Consider the following 17,388-nt stretch of genomic DNA (forward strand, 5'->3'; position numbering starts at 1 on the left):
CACGGCCGAGGACGGCGTGTCCGGGACGGGAGCGGGTCCCCGACACGCCGTGTGCTCGTCCGCCTACCGGACCGTGAGGTAGGCCCGGTCGATCGTCTGGACCAGGGTGTTGCCGTCACGGTCGGTCAGCCTGGCCCGCAGGGAGACGGTGCCCGGCGCGGCGGGGTGCTCGAGCGACAGCCGGTTGCCGTGCACGGTCCGCGCGGGCGTCCAGGTCCCGCCCTCGTCGTACGACACCTCGAACGTCAGCTTCTTGACGGTCCGCCGGTCGGCGGCGCCCTCCACGGTGAAGGGCACCTCGAACCGTCGGCCCGCCTTGGCGGTGCTGGTGGGCGACAGCTCGGGGGAGAACCGGACCACGGACAGCGGCAGCCTGGTCCAGCTGTCGTCGGCCGCCTCCGCCGAGCGGAACGTCCACCGCGCCCGCACCCGGGTGCTGACCGGGTGCATCTCGGGGTCCCGGGTCGCGTCGAGGGTCAGCTCGTACCGGTGGGCCTCCGCGGGAACGGTGTACTCGGCGCGGTACAGCGGATCGCCGTTGACGGGGATCTCCTCGCCGTCGGCGCGGAGCGAGGCGTCCAGCGTGTAGGGGCTGGAGCCCACGTTCCCTTCGCCGTCGCCGAACAGGGGCATGACCGCCTTCACGGTGTTCCCGCGCCGCGCGAGCCCGGGACGCAGGTCCGCCGGTTCGCCCTGGGACGAGGGCAGGGACGGACCGAAGACACCGATGTTGAGCCGCTTGGTGTAGCTCCTGCCCGGCTCGTACGCCTTGAACTGCCCCTGGAGCGAGGACAGCGAGTTCCACTGTTCCGCGGCGTACGCCCACTTCACGCCGTTGCCGAGGATGTACTCGGTGGTCCGCTGCGGCAGGTCCCGCCAGACGGGGGTGCTGAAGTCGGCCGCGATCCGCTCGTCGGGCGAGTAGGGCATCGCGTAGACCATCCCGGTGTCCCGGAGGGGCGCGCCGAACGTCATGTCGATCCTGGCGAGGTCCTCGCGCCGGACGTCCGCGGTGAAGCCGCCGAGCGAACCCGTACGGTTCCACGCCATGCGGTAGGTCACGGCGCGCCCGTCGGCGTCCTCGCGCGTCCAGAAGCCGCTGTACTGGGCGTACGCCACGTCCTTCGGCGTCTCGTCGCCGATCTGCCCGACCTTGAAGCTCTGGAAGTCGGGGAAGGCGAAGACGGAGACGGTGTCGAGGGCCGTCCCGTCCGTGTTCGTGTAGCCCGGCATCAGCTGGGCGTGGGTGCTCTTCGCCTCGGCGTCGGGCAGGGTGATCCGCGCGGACTCGGCCTCGCGGGCGTCCATGACGATCGTGGTGTCCTTGTCCAGCTCCACGGTCGGGGCCAGGAAGTACGAGTCCGCGGCGGACTCGTCGGCCCCGCCGAGAATCCCGGTGAGGGCGTAACTGCCCTTGGGCAGGCGCACGGTGGCCTCACCGTCCGACTCGGCGAGGTCGGCGGTGTAGGCGCGGTCCCGGCCGTCGATCATCGTGTAGCCGTTGCCGGACGGCTTGCCCTCGTCGTCGAGCTGCTTGATGGTCAGGTTGTACGACTCGGCCTCGCGCTCCACGCCGAACGCGGTGCGCACCGAGGTGCGGCCGTCGGCCGAGGCCGCGGTCACCGAGCCGCCCCAGGAGCCGTACACCTCGCCGCCGACCCGGGTGTCGGCGGTCACCGTGACGCTCGCGGTACCGCCCGCGGGGACGGTCACCTGCCGCGCCGAGATGGCGAACAGGCCCTCGGGGGCGGGCTTGCCGTCCACTCCGAGCGCGTCCATCGACAGGTCCAGGACTACGGGCGCGGTGCCGAGGTTGCGGTAGGTGATCTCCTTGGTCACCGGCTCGTCGTCGGTGTGCGGCCACGCGGGCCGGCCGAAGCCGATCGGGCCGTTCTCGGCGACGACGGTCTGCCCGATCGCCCGCGCCACGTCGGTGCGGCCGGTGCCCTGCTGGTACGCGCTGTACGGGCCGGGCTCGGTGGAGCCGGTCAGCACGGCCTTGATCCGCTCACCGGTCCAGTCCGGGTGCTCCTGCGCCAGGAGGGCGGCGGCGCCCGCGACGTGCGGGGTGGCCATCGAGGTGCCGCTCAGCGTGGCGTAGCCGGGCGTCCCGGAGGGGTAGTGGTCCTCGATGTCGCTCGTGGTGGAGGCCGCGGCCGTGATGTCGACACCCGGTGCGGTCAGGTCCGGCTTGAGCCCGCCGTCCCCGACGCGCGGGCCGCGGCTGGAGAAGTCGGCGAGCCGGTCGTCCTTGTCCACCGCGCCGACCGTCAGCGCGGACTCGGCGCTGCCGGGCGATCCGACGGTGCTCTCGCCGGCGTAGCCCTCGTTGCCCGCGGCGATGACGAACAGGGTGTCCGTCGTGGCCGAGAGACGGTTGACCGTCTCCTCCAGCGGGTCGACGCCCAGGGTGTCGGTGCCGCCCAGGCTCATGCTGACGACGTCGGCGTCCTCGGCGACCGCCCACTCCATGCCCGCGATGATGTCGGAGTCCCAGCCGTAACCCCGGTCGTTCAGGATCTTGCCGTCCAGGATGCGCGCGCCCGGCGCGACGCCCTTGTACCTGCCCTGCGACTCGGCGCCCGTACCGGCGATGGTGGAGGCGACGTGCGTACCGTGGCCGTTGACGTCGACGTTGTCCTCGGAGCCGGGATCGGAGAAGTTCCGGTGGGCGATCACCTGGCCCGCCAGGTCGGGGTGGTTGCGGTCCACACCGGTGTCCAGGACGGCGACCTTGACGCCCGTGCCGTCGTACCCCGCGTCCCAGGCGGTCGGCGCGCCGATCTGGGGCACGCTCCGGTCCAGGGTGACCTTGCGCCTGCCGTCCAGCCAGACCTTCTCCACCTTCTTCACCGCGGGCGACCCGGTCAGGCGCGCGGTGCCCTCGCCGCGGTCGCCGCCGTCGGTGAAGGTGTCCCAGAACGCGGCACCCCCGCGCCGGTCGGCGCGCAGCGCCACGCCGTTGACCTCGTCGAGCGTCCTGCTCACCTTCGCCCGCGCGGGGCGGAAGGCGCTCGCGGCGGGCGTCCCGTCCCCGGTGTAGGTGACGATGAGCGGCAGGTCGGACCCGTTCTTGTCGGCGTAGCCGTCCGCGAGCAGCCGCGTCACGTCGAACAGCCGCCGGTCGAGCTTGCCCTGGATCATCGGCAGCGCCGCGTCGCCGGGAACGACATAGGTGTCCCCGTCGATCTTCCGGACCTGGAACGAGGCCTTCTCGCGGCCCTTGGCCCGCTGGATCCCGGTGACGGAGCCGTCCGGGGCGACCGACACCCTGTCACCCGTGATCAGCGTCACCGTGCGTACGCTCTTCGCGCCGATCGGCGCGTCGGCGGCCGCCGCCAAGGTCTGGCTCATGACCGGTGTCCCGGTCGCGGCCAGGACGACCGCCATGGCGATCACCGCCGCGACTCGTAAACCTCTGTTGGGGGATCCGGACATGCTGATCACCTGTCTCATCTCGGAAAGGGCCGCGGGGAGGCCGTGCATGATCACGGTCCACGAGGGTGCAGCGGGCTTGTGACCGGGCCTGGACCGAGCGATAACGGAACGGCAACGGCGGCTGGGCGGGGGGCCTCGTGGGCGGTTGGGTGGTGCGTGCAACGATGAGTGCCGCCGCACCCGTGAACCGCGCAGAGAGGCACCCCCCATGACCTCCGTACAGGGAACCGCCGTGGACATCCCCACCGAGGACGGCGTCGCGGACGCCTACCTCGCCCATCCCGGCGACGGGACGCCCCGGCCGGGCGTTCTGCTGTACCAGGACGCGTTCGGACTGCGCCCGCATCTGAAGGCGATGGCCGACCGGCTCGCGGCGGCGGGCTACACGGTCCTGGTGCCCAACGTGTTCTACCGTCACGGGCGGGCGCCGGTGGTGGAGATGCCGGAGTTCATCGACCCCGCCGCGCGGCCGGAGATCTTCGGCAGTCTGATGCCGATCATGCAGTCCCTGACGAACGACCTCACCGAGCGGGACGCCGGCGCCTATCTGCGCTGGCTGGAGGAGAGCCCGCTGGTCGCGGACGGCCCGGTCGCGCTCACCGGGTACTGCATGGGCGCCCGGCTCTCCCTGCTGACCGCCGGCACCCATCCCGAGCGGGTCGCGGCGGCGGCGGGCTTCCACGGCGGACGGCTCGCCACCGACACCCCGGAGAGCCCGCACCTGGTGGCCGAACGGATCACCGCCGAGCTCTACTTCGGTCACGCGGACAACGACCAGTCGCTGCCGCCCGAGCAGATCCAGCGGCTGGAGGACACCCTGACGGCGGCCGGCGTACGGCACACCTGCGAGGTCTACGAGGGCGCGCGGCACGGCTTCACCCAGGCCGACACCGCGTCGTACGACGAGGCGGCGGCGGAGCGGCACTGGGCGGCGCTGCTGGACCTGCTGAAGCGGACCTTCTGACGGCGGGGCGCCCGGGGCCGGCCACGTCCCCGGGCGCCCTCTTCGGTCCGTTTCGTTGACATGAGCACACCCCGGTGTGACATCACGGCACTGCTCGGGGCGGTCGCGCTCGTCGGCGCGCTGCTCACCCTGGGACCACCGGCCGGGGCCGCCGTCCCCGACGCCGTCCCGCTCACGATCACCAACGACTCGGGCCGCGGCGAGGCCCTCTACGTCTACGACCCCGGCACTCTGCTGACGACCGGTCAGCAGGGCTGGGCGGACGCGAACGGCGGCTTCCACGCCTGGCCCGCCGGAGGCAACCCGCCCACACCGGCCCCGGACGCCTCGATCCCCGGCCCTGCGGCCGGGCGGTCGACAACCATCCGGATCCCCAGGTTCTCCGGCCGGATCTACTTCTCGTACGGCCGCAAGCTCGTGTTCCAGCTGACCACCGGCGGGCTGGTGCAGCCGGCCGTGCAGAACCCGAGCGACCCCAACCGGGACATCCTGTTCAACTGGTCGGAGTACACGCTCGACGACTCCGGCCTGTGGCTGAACAGCACCCAGGTCGACATGTTCTCCGCGCCCTACGCGGTCGGTGTGCAGCGCGCCGACGGCGCCACGGTGAGCACCGGGCACCTCAAGGCGGGCGGCTACAACGGGGTCCTCGACGCCCTGCGCGGTCGGTCCGGCGGCTGGGCGAACCTGATCCGGACCCGCTCCGACGACACGGTCCTGCGTGCGCTCTCGCCGCTGTACGGGGTGGAGACCGGCGCCCTTCCGGCGACCGTCATGGACGACTACGTCGACCGCGTCCGGCAGAAGTACACGACCACGACGCTGACCGTGACGCCGTTCGCCGACCAGCCCGGCACGAAGTACCACGGCCGGGTCTCGGGCGGGGTCATGAACTTCACCGACGCCTCCGGCGCGGTCGTCACCGGTTTCCGGAAGCCGGACGCGGCCAGTGTCTTCGGCTGCCACAAGCTGCTGGTGGCCCCGAACGACGCCGTGCGCGGGCCGATCTCGCGCACGCTGTGCGCCGGCTTCAACCGGTCGACGCTCCTGATCGACCCCGACCAGCCGGACACCACCGCGGCGAACTTCCACCAGGACGCGGTGACCAACCACTACGCCCGCGCGATCCACGCTCGGACGGCCGACGGGAAGGCGTACACGTTCGCCTTCGACGACGTGGGACAGCAGGAGTCCCTCGTCCACGACGACGTCCCGCACGCGGGGGGAGCCTGCGTGCGGGACGTCGGTCAGGTGGTGCGGATCAGCCGGTCGTCACGGCGGTGTCGTCGATGACGAAGCTGGTCTGGAGCGAGGAGTCCTCGACGCCGGTGAACTTCAGCGCCACCGTCGAGCCCGCGTAGGAGCCGAGGCTGAAGGACTTCTGGACGTACCCGGAGGCCGCGTTGAGGTTCGAGTACGTGGCCAGGGTGGTCGATCCGGCGGTGACCGTCAGCTTGTCGTACTGGGTGCTGGTGGTGGTCTCGGCCGTGTCGATGTGGATGTAGAAGGTGAACGTGGTGTTGGTGCAGCCGCTCGGGATCGTCACCGACTGGGACAGCGTGTCGGTGTGCGTCGAGCCGTAGCCGTCGAGCCACGCCTTGTACGAGCCGGTGCGGGCCGCCTGGCTGCTCGAGTTGGTGATGACACCGCTCGACGCCGTCCAGGTGGTGTTGCCGGACTCGAAGCCGTTGTTGCCCAGCAGCTGGGTCGAGGTGCAGGAGCCGCCGCCCGAGGAGCTGATCGTCCAGGTGAAGGACGCGGTGCCGGTGGCGCCGGTGGAGTCCGTCACCGTGACGGTGGTGCTGTAGGAGCCGGCCGTGGTCGGTGTGCCCGAGATCAGACCGGTCGAGCTGATCGACAGGCCGGTGGGCAGACCGGACGCGGCGTAGGTCAGCGTGCCGCTGTTGGTGCTGCTGGCCGAGATCTGCAGGCTGACCGCGGTGCCGACGGTCGTGGACTGGCTGCCCGGGTTGGTGACCGTGACGCCGGTCGACGGGACCGTGATGTGGCTGCCGACGTTGATGCCGGCGAAGGCGTTGCCGACGCCCGCGTACTGGGTGGAGCTGGAGCCGTAGAGCGCCGTGGCGGCGTTCAGGGCGGCGGTGCGGGCGCCCGCGTAGTTGGTGCTGGACGTCATGTACGTCGTCAGCGCCTTGTACCAGATCTGCAGCGCCGCGGCCCGGCCGATGCCGGCGACGGCGACGCCGTCGGAGGTCGGGCTGTTGTAGGTGACGCCGTTGATGGTCTTGCTGCCGCTGCCCTCGGAGAGCAGGTAGAACATGTGGTTCGCCGGGCCCGAGGAGTAGTGGACGTCGAGGTTGCCGACGCCGGAGTACCAGCTGTCGGCGGAGCCGCCGTCCTTGTCGGGTTCGTCCATGTAGCGCAGCGGGGTGCCGTCCCCGTTGATGTCGATCTCCTCGCCGATGAGGTAGTCACCGACGTCGTTGGAGTTGGCCGCGTAGAACTCGACACCCGTGCCGAAGATGTCCGAGGTCGCCTCGTTCAGACCGCCCGGCTCGCCCGAGTAGTTCAGGCCCGCGGTGTTGGAGGTGACACCGTGGCTCATCTCGTGGCCGGCGACGTCGAGCGAGGTCAGCGCGTGGGTGCTGCCGGAGCCGTCGCCGTAGGTCATGCAGAAGCAGTCGTCGTCCCAGAAGGCGTTGACGTACGCCGTGCTGTAGTGGACGCGCGAGTAGGCGGCGACGCCGTCGTTCTTGATGCCGCTGCGCCCGAAGGTGTTCTTGTAGAAGTCCCAGGTGACCTGCGCGCCGTAGTGGGCGTCGACACCGGCGGTCTGGGTGTTGGAGCCGGATCCGGTGCCCCACACGTCGTCGGTGTCGGTCATCAGGGTGCCGGTGCCCGACGTGCCGTTGTTGAGGCTGTACGTCTTGTGGCCGCCGCGCGTGGTGTCGTACAGCTGGTACGTCGACCCGGACAGCGTGGTGCCGATGGTGACGGTGCCGCTGTACTGGCTGTTGCCGGTACCGGTCTTGATGTCCTGGAACTCGGAGAGCTTCGCTCCGGTCAGGGCGTCGGTGACGACGTGCAGGCGGCTCGGCGTGCCGTCGTCCTGCAGACCGCTGACCACCGTCTCCCAGGCGAGCTTCGGCGTGCCCTCGCCGGCCCAGATCACCTTGCGGGCGCTCTGCGTGGCGGGGTCCGTCGCGTCGAGCGCCGCGGCCCGCTTCAGGGCCTTGGTCTCGGCGGAGGCCTTGCTGTACGTCGCCTTGGTCGACTTGACCGAGATGGCGCGGCGGTTGTTGTTGAACGTCGTGCTCACGGTGCCGGCGGCCAGCGAGGCCGGGGCCGTGTGCACGACGAAGTCGCCGCCGAGGACGGGCAGTCCGGCGTAGGTGCGCTCGTAGCGCGTGTGCACGGTGCCGTCGTTGTCCTTGACGACGTCCTTGACGATGAGCTTCGTCTGGGCGGGCAGGCCCAGGGACTCCGTCGTCTGTTCCGTCTTCGCCTGGGCGCCCTTGATGAGCGCGGTGCGCTGGGCGGGCGTGACGTCGGCGGCGAGGCCGCCGCTGCGCAGGGGGGTGGGGTGGGGGGCTGCGGGCTTCGCGGCTGCCGGAACCGACTGGACGCCGAGGGCCAGAAGGGCGGCGGTGGAGAGCAGGGCTGCTCCGACCGCGGTCCGCTTGCGGGGGTTGGATCTCACTCGTTCTCCTACTGCGGCGGCCGCGGGGTACGGCCGGTGACAGACCGGGCAGACGGGTGTGCTGTCCGGGACGAGCCGAGTTGTGCGGGACCGTGGAACAAGGTGGGGGCAACGTGCCGCTGGTGTGCGGTAGTTGGGAGGGAGGATGGCAGGGTTGACGGTTACATGTCAGCCCGAGCAGGACGCTTCGAGGGTTATCCCTCGGTGCCGGGCCCGACGCGGACCGTCACCCCCCGGCATGTCTGTGAGCAGGCTGTGTCTTCACTGTCCGTCGTGCGCGACACGCGGGAACCGCTTGCCCTCACCCCACTCTTACACGTAGACAATCCTCCACGAACATGCGTGACTCTGGGGGGAGTTGGCGATGGAAGGCACGATTGACGGCTTCCGGTACGGCATCGTGACGCCGGTGGCGGCCTATCTGATGGCGTGCCTGGGAGGGGCCCTGGGGCTGCGCTGCATCGTGCGGTCGCTGATGGACAAGGACTCCTTCAGGGCGGGCTGGCTGGCGCTCGGGGCCGCGTCGATCGGCTGCGGCATCTGGACCATGCACTTCATCGCGATGATCGGCTTCCGGGTGAAGGAGACCCGGATCGGCTACGACGTCGGACTGACCGTGCTCAGCCTCGTGGTCGCGGTGGCCGTGGTCGGTGTCGGCGTGTTCCTCGTCGGCCGCCGGGGAGCGGGCCGCGGCGCGCTGCCGCTCGCGGGTGCCCTCACCGGTCTCGGTGTCGCCGCGATGCACTACCTGGGCATGGCGGCGATGCGGTTCAACGGCCGCATCGCCTACGACCCGCTCCTGGTCGCCCTCTCGGTGCTGATCGCGGTCGTCGCGGCCACCGCCGCGCTGTGGGCGGCCGTCACGGTCCGCGGCCTTCTGACGAGTCTGGGCGCCAGCCTGCTGATGGGCCTCGCGGTGTCCGGGATGCACTACACGGCGATGGCCGCGGTCGGCGTCCATGTGCACGGCACCACGTCGTCGTGGGCCGGCGACTCCCCCACCTCGCTGCTGCTGCCGATGCTGATCGGGCCGGTGATCTTCCTGCTCCTCGCGGGTGTGGTGGTGATGTTCGACCCGCTGCTGGTGCTCGGCGACGGGGAGTGGAACCGGCTCGCGCCGAAGGAGCGGACCGAGACCGCCAAGAGGCAGGTCAGCCGGTCGTGGAGCGGCGGTTGAGAGGCGCGCGTCGATCATTGCTACGGTGCACCCCGTGTCTGACTCCTCACGTGATACCGCCGCGGGCGCCGGCTGGGGCGAGGCGGAACCCGGCGCGTACCGGACGCTGATGCCCGGCCGGGTCGAGAAGATCTCCTGGCTCGATCCACGGATGCTGTGGGCCGCCCGCAACGGGGTGCTGGCCTCCTGGTTCGGGGACCCCACGGGCCGTACCCGGGACCGGTGGGTGGAGCAGCGGCAGGCCGCCGGGGCACCCGCCGACAAGGTGATCCGACGCGCGGACCCGGACCGCTTCTCCTTCATGGTCATCGGCGACACCGGAGAGGGCGACGATCCCCAGTACGCCGTCGTGCCGGGATTCCTGAAGGTGAGTCAGGGCACCGCCTTCACCGTCCTCGCCAGCGACGTCATCTACCCGGTCGGCAGCGCGGACGACTACGGCACCAAGTTCTTCCGCCCGTACCGGGACTACCGCGCGCCCATCTACGCGATACCGGGGAACCACGACTGGTACGAGGACCTCGGCGGGTTCATGCGCGTCTTCTGCGACGACGCCCCGCCGCTGCCCGCCGAACCCGCGGCCCGCCCGCTCACCGGCGCCTGGCTGCGCTCGCTGCTGTGGCACCGGCCGCGCCCGCACGACGGCCGGCACCTCGACGAAGCCCGCAAGTCACGGTCGGCGGCGGACCAACAGGCCGTACAGCCCGGGCCGTACTGGGCGATCGACGCCGGGCCGGTGCGGATCATCGGCATAGACACCGGTCTGCTGGGCACCCTCGACGCCGCACAGGGCGCGTGGCTGCGCGAGGTGTCCCGGGGGCCCCGCCCGAAGATACTCGTCACCGGCTCGCCGCTGTACGTCGACGGAGAGCACCACCCCTGCCCCATCGAGGGCGGGGGGACGGTCGACGAGATCGTGCGCGCGCCGGAGCACCACTATGTGGCCGCGATCGGCGGCGACATCCACAACTACCAGCGCTATCCGGTGCGGTTGGCGGACGGCCGCACCCTGCAGTACGTCGTGTCGGGCGGCGGCGGGGCCTTCATGCACGCCACGCACACCATTCCCCGGGTCTCGATCGCCGGGGTCACCGAGCGGGACTTCCGCTGCTACCCGCTGCGCGGCGACTCCCTCGCCTTCTACAGCAGGCTCTACGGCCGCCGGCTGCGGCTGCGCCGCCTCTTCGCCCTCAGCGAGGCCGAGGCCCAGGCCGTCGTCGCCGAACGGCTCGGCATCCCGGCCACCCGCACCCCCGGGCCGGAGGTCCGGGTCACCCGCCGGATCCGGCTGATCGCCGGTCTGCTGGGCACCGGCAGCCGTCCGGAACGCCGGCGGCGCCTGCGCCTCCCGGTGCGCAAGATCTACACGCAGCTGTTCTCCCCGAGCTCCGCGACGTACAGCCCGCCCTTCTTCAAGTGTTTCCTGCGCCTGGACGTCACCCCGGAGTCGATCCGTCTCCGCTGTCACGCGGCCACCGGCAACCGCGCCCAGGAGCTGAACCCCCCGGTCGAGGACGAGGTGGTCATCCCGCTCGCGATCTGATCACACGCCCGCAATGTTCGGCTGTCACAATCGGGGGAGAACCGCTGTACGACCGTTGGAGGAGCCCGTGCCGCCCGCCTCACGCCCGTTGCGCAAGCTGGGATTCCTCACCATCGGGCTGTTCGACGGGGACGACCCGCGCCGCGGGCACGAGACCACGCTGGAGATCATCGAGCTGGGCGAGCGGCTCGGCTTCGACAGCGCGTGGGTGCGCCACCGCCATCTGCAGTACGGCATCTCCTCCCCCGTCGCCGTCCTGGCGGCCGCCTCGCAGCGCACCCGCCGGATCGAGCTCGGCACCGCGGTGATCCCGCTGGGCTGGGAGAACCCGCTGCGGCTGGCCGAGGACCTGGCCACGGTCGACGTCCTGTCCGGCGGCCGGCTCAACCCGGGGGTGAGCGTCGGCCCGCCGATGCACTACGACCAGGTCAAGGACGCCCTGTACCCGGACACGGCCGACGCCGAGGACTTCGGCTACGAGCGGGTGCGGCGGCTGCTGGACCTCGTGCGGGGCAAGTCCGCGAGCGACTTCAGCGGGGTCGAGGGCTTCGAGGTGTTCTCCGACCGGGTGCAGCCGCACTCCCCCGGCCTCGGGCGGCGGCTGTGGTACGGCGGCGGCAGCGTGAGCTCGGCCCGGTGGGCCGGGGAACACGGCATGAACTTCCTCACCAGCAGCGTCGTCAAGGCCGAAGGCCCGGACGACACACGGGACTTCGCCGAGATCCAGCTCTCCCACGTGCAGGCCTTCCGCGCCGCGCACCCCGACGGTGAGGCCGCCCGCGTCTCCCAGGGGCTCGTGGTCATCCCCACCGACTCCGCCTCGCCCGAACAGCGCGCCAGGTACGAGGAGTTCGCGGCGAAGCGGCTGCCCCGCACCCGGTCCCCGCAGGGTCCGGCACGGCTGCTGTTCGCACCGGACCTGGTCGGCACCTCCGAGGAGATCGCCGAGCGGCTCCACGCGCACGCCGCGTTCCGCGAGATCGACGAGGTGGCCTTCGCGCTGCCCTTCACCTTCGAGCACGAGGACTACGTACAGATCCTCACCGACACGGCGACGAAGCTGGGCCCGGCGCTGGGGTGGCACCCGACGGCGACCGGCTGACCGTCGCGGACCCCGGACGGGAGGGCGGTGTTCCGGACCGGGGCGCGGGCCTCTCCACGGGATGTGCGGCGGCCGGGTCACGAGCGGGCGGCCGTTGCGCTGTGCCGGCTCCCTCCTGTTTCAGCGGCCCGGATCGAGCCTCACCAGCGGCCCGGTTCTGTGCCCGTGATCGGCTCCGAGGGCCTGCCGTCCACCCCGACCGGGATGTCGCCGGTGAGCATCACGCGGTGCATGGTGCGGGGGAAGCCCAGGTGGGCGTTGTCGGACGGGGCGAGGTGGATGGTGGCCCGGTTGTCCCAGAAGGCCACGCTGCCGGGCTCCCAGCGGAAGCGGACGGTGTACTCGGGGCGCACCGCCTGTTCCAGCAGCAGATCGAGGAGGGCGCGGCTCTCGGCCCGGGAGACGTCGGCGATCTGCTCGACGTAGTAGCCGTTGACGTACAGGATCCGCTCCCCGGTCTCCGGGTGGACGCGGACCAGCGGGTGCAGGGCGGCGACCTGGTGGTCGAGCAGATGGCGGACGTAGGCGTCCTCACCGGGCCGCGGCTGGTAGCCGACGCCGAGGCGGTGCTCGGCCCTGAGGCCGTCCACGAACTGCCGTACGGGCGCGGACAGTCCGGCGTACGCGGCGGCCAGGTTCGACCAGGTGGTGTCGCCGCCGTAGGGCGGGACCGTCTCGGCGCGCAGGATCGTCGCGGCGGGCGGGTCGATCCGGGCGCCGTGGTCGCAGTGCCAGCCGCGCAGCAGGGTGTGCCGCCGGCGCTGGAGCCATTCGTCGTGCTCCATGCCGAACCTGCCCCCCAGTTCGAGCCGGTCGGCGGTGGTCTCGATCTCCGGGAAGTCCGCCGGCGAGGCGCCGCCCCGCTTGCGCAGCACGACGGGCTCGCCGAACCGTCGCGCGAACGCCACGTGTCCGGCGTGGTCGAGGCGCTGTCCGCGGAAGAACACCACCTTCCAGCGCAGCACGGCCGCCCGGATCACGGCGACCTGGGCATCGTCCAGGCCGGCGGCCAGGTCCACGCCCTCGATCTCGGCGCCGATGTGCCCGGCGACCGGTTTCACCTCGACCCCGGCCGCCCCCGTCGCCTGGCTGTCGAAGTCCGTCGTCATGCCCGCTCCGATCGTCGTGAACACCCTCGCCGAAGATCGTGACAGTGAATCGCCGCCGTGGCGACAGTGCCCCGGGAGGCGGGCCCGGTTGATCGTGACCTCTTCATCCGTGAGGCTGGAGTGACGAGTCCCGTTCCAGCGGAAGGGCAGACGGTGATCGACATCCCGGTGTACACGCTCAACGACGGTACGAAACTCCCGGCCCTCGGTCTGGGGACCTGGCCGATGGACGACGCGCAGGCGGAGGAGGCGGTGGCCGGGGCGCTCGGGCGGGGCTACCGGCTGATCGACACGGCGACGAACTACCGCAACGAGAGCGGGGTCGGGCGCGGGGTGGCGCGGGGCGGGGTGGCGCGCGAGGAGCTCGTGGTCACCACCAAGCTCCCGGGCCGCCATCACGGTTACGAGGAGACCCTCGCCTCCTTCGAGGAGTCCCGCCGTCGCCTCGGCCTCGACCACGTCGACCTCTATCTGATCCACTGGCCGCTCCCCCGGGTCGGCCGGTACGTCGACTCCTGGCGGGCGATGATCGAGCTCCGCGAGCAGGGCCTGGTCCGTTCGATCGGCGTCTCGAACTTCACGCCCGAGCACATCGAGCGCCTGGCGAAGGAGACGGGTGTCCTGCCGTCGGTGAACCAGATCGAGCTGCACCCCCTCTTCCCGCAGGACGAGCTGCGCGCCTTCCACGCGGCGAAGGGCATCGTCACGGAGAGCTGGAGCCCGCTGGGGCGGGGCTCGGCCCTGCTCCAGGACCCCGCGGTGGTGCAGGTCTCCGAGGCGCTCGGGGTCACCCCCGCGCAGGTCGTGCTGCGCTGGCACGTCCAGCTCGGCGCGGTCCCCATCCCGAAGTCCGCCGATCCCGGCCGTCAGGGCGCCAACCTGGACGTCTTCGGTTTCGACCTCGGTCCCGCCCAGATGAGCGCGATCGCGGACCGGGTCCATGAGCGGCTGGGCGGCGATCCGGAGACCCACGAGGAGTTCTGAGGTTCAAAACCGGGACAGCGGCGGCCGAGGCGTTGCGTTGCGAAGGCGTGCTGGGGGTCACTGCGGGTCGAGGCTCTGTTCCGCCCAGATCGTCTTGCCCCGGTCCGTCTGCCGGCTGCCCCAGCGCTGGGTGAGCTGTGCGACCAGCAGCAGGCCGCGCCCGCCCTCGTCGAAGGCGTGGGCGCGGCGCAGGTGCGGGGAGGTGGAACTGCCGTCGGAGACCTCGCAGATGAGGCTGCGGTCGCGGATCAGCCGGAGCTGGATGGGGGGTTCGCCGTAGCGGATGGCGTTGGTGACCAGTTCGCTGACGACGAGTTCGGTGACGAACGCGGTCTCCTCCAGCCCCCAGGCGGCGAGTTGCTCGGTGGCGGCCTGCCGGGTGGCGGCGACATGGGCGGGGTCGGGCTGCACGTCCCAGGTGGCGACCCGGTCGGCGCCGAGGGCGCGGGTGCGGGCCAGCAGCAGGGCCACGTCGTCGCCGGGCTCCTCCGGCAGGACGGCCTTGAGCACGGTGTCGCACAGGGCGTCGAGGGTGGCGGCCGGTGCGGTGAGGGCGCTGCACAGCTCACTGGTGGCACGGTCGACGTCCCGGTCCCGGTCCTCGATCAGGCCGTCGGTGTAGAGGGCGACGACCGCGCCCTCGGGCAGCTCCAGCTCGACCGCCTCGAAGGGCAGCCCGCCTACCCCGAGCGGCGGGCCGGGGGTCATCCGGACCAGCTCGGCGCGGCCGTCGGGCAGCAGGACGGCCGGCGAGGGATGGCCGGCTGCGGCGAGGGCGAGGCGGCGGCTGACGGGGTCGTAGACGGCGTACAGGCAGGTGGCGCCGAGTTCGGCGACCTCCTCGCCGTCGCCGCCCTCCTGGTAGCCCGCCAGATGGGTGACGAGGTCGTCGAGGTGGGTGAGCAGTTCGTCGGGCGGCAGGTCCACGTCGGCGAGGGTGCGGACGGCCATGCAGAGCCGGCCCATGGTGGCCGAGGACGGGATGCCGTGCCCGACCACGTCCCCGACGACCAGGGCGACCCGGCTGCCGGAGAGCGGGATCACATCGAACCAGTCGCCGCCGATGCCGGCCGTGGAGCCGCTGGGCAGATAGCGGTGGGCGACCTCGACGGCGGCCTGTCCGGGCAGTCCGCGCGGCAGCAGGCTGTGCTGGAGGGCGAGCGCGGTGCTGCGTTCGCGGGCGAAGCGGCGGGCGTTGTCGATGCAGACGGCGGCCCGGCTGGCGAGCTCCTCGGCGAAGACGGCGTCGTCGTCCTCGTAGTCGTCGGGGTGGGCGATGCGGACGCCGACCAGGACGCCCAGGGTGGTGCCCCGGGCGCGCAGCGGCACCGAGATCACCGAGTGGACCCCGGTGCGGAAGCGGCGGCCCTCGGGAGCGCGCGTGTTGCGTTCGACGAGCCAGCGCATGAAGTCGGGCTCGCCCGCCTGGATGCGGACGGCGCGCCCCTCCCGCAGGGCGCGCGCGGGCGGGCTGAAGGGCGGATGCACGTCGGTCTCGCCGAGCCGGACCGCGGCCTCTGGGGTGCCTTCGCGGGCGGAACCGTGCGCGACGCGGCGCAGCACGACCTCGCCGTCCGGGACGGGCGGCGGTTCGTCGGCGCCGAGGACCCAGTCCAGCAGGTCGACGCTGACGAAGTCGGCGAACCGCGGGACGAGGAGATCGACCACCTCCTCGGTGGTGCGCACCACGTCGAGGGTGGTGCCGATGGAGGCCGCCGCCTCGTTCAGCAGGGCCAGCCGCTGGCGGGCCAGGTACTGCTCGGTGCTGTCGAACGCGGCCAGGGCGACCCCGACGACCTCTCCGGAGGGCTCGCGCACCGGCCACATCTCGGTGGTCCACGCGTGCTCCCGGTTGAGGGAGGGGGCGCCGGTCCAGCTCTCGTAGCGGAGCGGACGGCCGGTCTCGGCGACCTGCCGGAGGTGCCAGTTGAAGCCGCGGCTGTGCTCGGCCTCGGCGACGGTGTCGGGGAAGTGGCGGCCGAGCAGGACGTCCTCGGGCACGCCCATGACCTTGCAGGCGACCTCGTTCAGCCGCAGATAGTGCTGGTCGGGGTCGAAGACGGACATCGACATGGACGCCTGCTGGAAGGCCCGTCCCGCGACGGTCGGTTCCAGGGCCGAGGGCCGGACGGCCGTGAGGGTCCAGCCGACCGGCTCCCCGTCGGGGCCGAGGACCGGGCAGGCGGTGACGGTGAGGGCGACGGGGTGGCCGTCGCGGTGGCGTACGACGACGGGCCGCGTCCACCCCGGCGCCGGAAGCCGGGGGAGCTCCTCGGCGAGCAGGTCGGTCGCCGCCCGCCCCACGGCCTCCTCGGCCGGATGGCCCGTCAGCAGGCGGGCACCCTCGCTCCAGCCCGTCACGACGCCCCGGGCATCGATGACCGCCGCAGCGACGACATGCTCCATGTCGTCCAGAATGGTCCCTTTGCCCGGGTGCATCAACCGCGCGGGGCCGGTCGTGGAGCGGAGGGTTCCGCGCGGGGCCGGTCAGGCGCGGTGGGCGCGCAGGGCGTCCAGGGCGCGGTCGGCATGGGTGTTCATGCGCAGTTCGCTGCGGACGACCTCCAGGACGGTGCGGTCCTGGGCGATGACGAAGGTGGCCCGCTTGGTGGGCATCAGGGAGACGCCCCGCTTCACGCCGAACCGTTCCCGCACGCTGCCGTCGGTGTCGGAGAGCAGGGTCATGCCGAGGGTGTGGCGGCCGGCGAACTCCTGCTGGCGGTCGACGGAGTCCCCGCTGATGCCGATCGGCCGGGCGCCCACGGCGGCGAACTCGGCGGCGAGGTCGCGGAAGTGGCAGGCCTCGGCGGTGCAGCCGGGGCTGAGGGCGGCGGGGTAGAAGAAGAGGACGACGGGGCCGTCGGCGAGCAGTTCCGTGAGGCTGCGCGGCGTGCCGGTCTCGTCGGGGAGCGAGAAGTCCTCGACCTTGTCGCCGGTCTCCAGCGTCTTCGTCATGACCGTCCTTCCGTGCCGTTCGCGACGCTGCGGGCCCACAGCACGAGGGGCACCTGCAGGGGCAGCCGACCGAACGCGGCGGCCTTGAGGGGGGTGGGACGGTCGCGCCAGTCCAGCGCCATCTTGACGTTGGCGGGGAAGACGCCGACGAAGAACGCGGCACTGGCCAGGGCGGCCGCCCTGCGGGTCCGGGGCAGCGCCAGTCCGGCCGCCAGCGCGAGCTCGGCGGCGCCGCTGCCGTACGTCCAGGCCCTGGGCGAGCCCGGCAGGGCGCGCGGGATCGTCGCGTCGAAGGAGCGGGGGGCGGCGAAGTGCGCCACGCCCGCGGTGGCCAGCAGGCCGGCCAGCAGCAGGGGTGAGCGTCCGGACCGGGACAAGGTTCCTCCTCTGAAGTCCTGGCAGCCGACATTACTGGACGGTAGTCGAGGCTCCGGAGGCGGGGGTACGACCGTACG

12 protein-coding genes are annotated in these 17,388 nt (G+C 72.0%); 6 read left to right on the forward strand and 6 right to left on the reverse strand.

What is annotated here, in order from left to right; genetic code table 11:
• Nucleotides 1-63: 63 nt before the first annotated feature.
• On the reverse strand, nucleotides 64-3,438 hold the full coding sequence (locus ABZ464_RS20500; RefSeq protein WP_359278917.1) for a S8 family serine peptidase: 3,375 nt from the start codon (nucleotides 3,436-3,438) through the stop codon (nucleotides 64-66).
• Nucleotides 3,439-3,646: 208 nt separating this feature from the next.
• Here ABZ464_RS20500 and ABZ464_RS20505 point away from each other — a divergent pair, with 208 nt between their 5' ends.
• Entirely contained in the window at nucleotides 3,647-4,402 is a 756-nt protein-coding gene (locus ABZ464_RS20505) for a dienelactone hydrolase family protein (RefSeq protein WP_359278919.1), read from the forward strand.
• 60 nt (nucleotides 4,403-4,462) lie between these two features.
• Nucleotides 4,463-5,695 carry a beta-1,3-glucanase family protein gene (locus ABZ464_RS20510; RefSeq protein ID WP_359278920.1) on the forward strand — a complete coding sequence of 411 codons (1,233 nt, stop codon included), beginning with the start codon at nucleotides 4,463-4,465 and terminating at the stop codon, nucleotides 5,693-5,695.
• On the opposite strand, the gene ABZ464_RS20515 is transcribed toward ABZ464_RS20510, so the two are convergent.
• Nucleotides 5,664-8,063: a M4 family metallopeptidase gene (locus ABZ464_RS20515; protein ID WP_359278922.1), complete on the reverse strand. Its 2,400-nt coding sequence runs from the start codon at nucleotides 8,061-8,063 to the stop codon at nucleotides 5,664-5,666. The two genes, ABZ464_RS20510 and ABZ464_RS20515, sit on opposite strands and share 32 nt — an antisense overlap.
• 364 nt (nucleotides 8,064-8,427) lie before the next feature.
• On the opposite strand from ABZ464_RS20515, the gene ABZ464_RS20520 reads away from it, so the two are divergent.
• From ABZ464_RS20520 to ABZ464_RS20530, 3 genes are all read left to right on the forward strand, one after another.
• Nucleotides 8,428-9,240, forward strand: a complete 813-nt coding sequence (locus tag ABZ464_RS20520) for an MHYT domain-containing protein (protein ID WP_359278924.1) — start codon at nucleotides 8,428-8,430, stop codon at nucleotides 9,238-9,240.
• A gap of 34 nt (nucleotides 9,241-9,274) precedes the next feature.
• Nucleotides 9,275-10,783, forward strand: coding sequence for a metallophosphoesterase (locus tag ABZ464_RS20525; protein WP_359278926.1), 1,509 nt, complete (start codon nucleotides 9,275-9,277; stop codon nucleotides 10,781-10,783).
• 67 nt (nucleotides 10,784-10,850) lie between these two features.
• A complete protein-coding gene (locus tag ABZ464_RS20530) occupies nucleotides 10,851-11,885 on the forward strand; it encodes an LLM class flavin-dependent oxidoreductase (protein WP_359278928.1) in 1,035 nt (344 codons plus the stop codon).
• 140 nt (nucleotides 11,886-12,025) lie between these two features.
• Here ABZ464_RS20530 and ABZ464_RS20535 read toward each other — a convergent pair whose 3' ends face one another.
• Nucleotides 12,026-12,994 carry a TauD/TfdA family dioxygenase gene (locus ABZ464_RS20535; RefSeq protein ID WP_359278930.1) on the reverse strand — a complete coding sequence of 323 codons (969 nt, stop codon included), beginning with the start codon at nucleotides 12,992-12,994 and terminating at the stop codon, nucleotides 12,026-12,028.
• A 153-nt stretch (nucleotides 12,995-13,147) separates the two neighbouring features.
• On the opposite strand from ABZ464_RS20535, the gene ABZ464_RS20540 reads away from it, so the two are divergent.
• A complete protein-coding gene (locus ABZ464_RS20540) occupies nucleotides 13,148-13,978 on the forward strand; it encodes an aldo/keto reductase (RefSeq protein ID WP_359278932.1) in 831 nt (276 codons plus the stop codon).
• Nucleotides 13,979-14,035: 57 nt separating this feature from the next.
• On the opposite strand, the gene ABZ464_RS20545 is transcribed toward ABZ464_RS20540, so the two are convergent.
• The 3 genes from ABZ464_RS20545 to ABZ464_RS20555 all read right to left on the reverse strand — a co-directional run bounded on the left by ABZ464_RS20545 (nucleotide 14,036) and on the right by ABZ464_RS20555 (nucleotide 17,310).
• The gene (locus tag ABZ464_RS20545; RefSeq protein WP_359278934.1) at nucleotides 14,036-16,384 is read right to left on the reverse strand and encodes a SpoIIE family protein phosphatase; all 2,349 of its coding nucleotides are present in this window, start codon (nucleotides 16,382-16,384) and stop codon (nucleotides 14,036-14,038) included.
• Between the two features lie 81 nt (nucleotides 16,385-16,465).
• The gene (locus ABZ464_RS20550; protein ID WP_359278937.1) at nucleotides 16,466-16,933 is read right to left on the reverse strand and encodes a peroxiredoxin; all 468 of its coding nucleotides are present in this window, start codon (nucleotides 16,931-16,933) and stop codon (nucleotides 16,466-16,468) included.
• A complete protein-coding gene (locus ABZ464_RS20555; RefSeq protein WP_359278939.1) occupies nucleotides 16,930-17,310 on the reverse strand; it encodes a MauE/DoxX family redox-associated membrane protein in 381 nt (126 codons plus the stop codon). Before ABZ464_RS20555 ends, ABZ464_RS20550 begins: the two co-directional genes overlap by 4 nt.
• Nucleotides 17,311-17,388: the final 78 nt, after the last annotated feature.

The sequence above is a fragment of the Streptomyces sp. NPDC005820 genome, assembly GCF_040630255.1.
Taxonomy (GTDB): Bacteria; Actinomycetota; Actinomycetes; order Streptomycetales; family Streptomycetaceae; genus Streptomyces.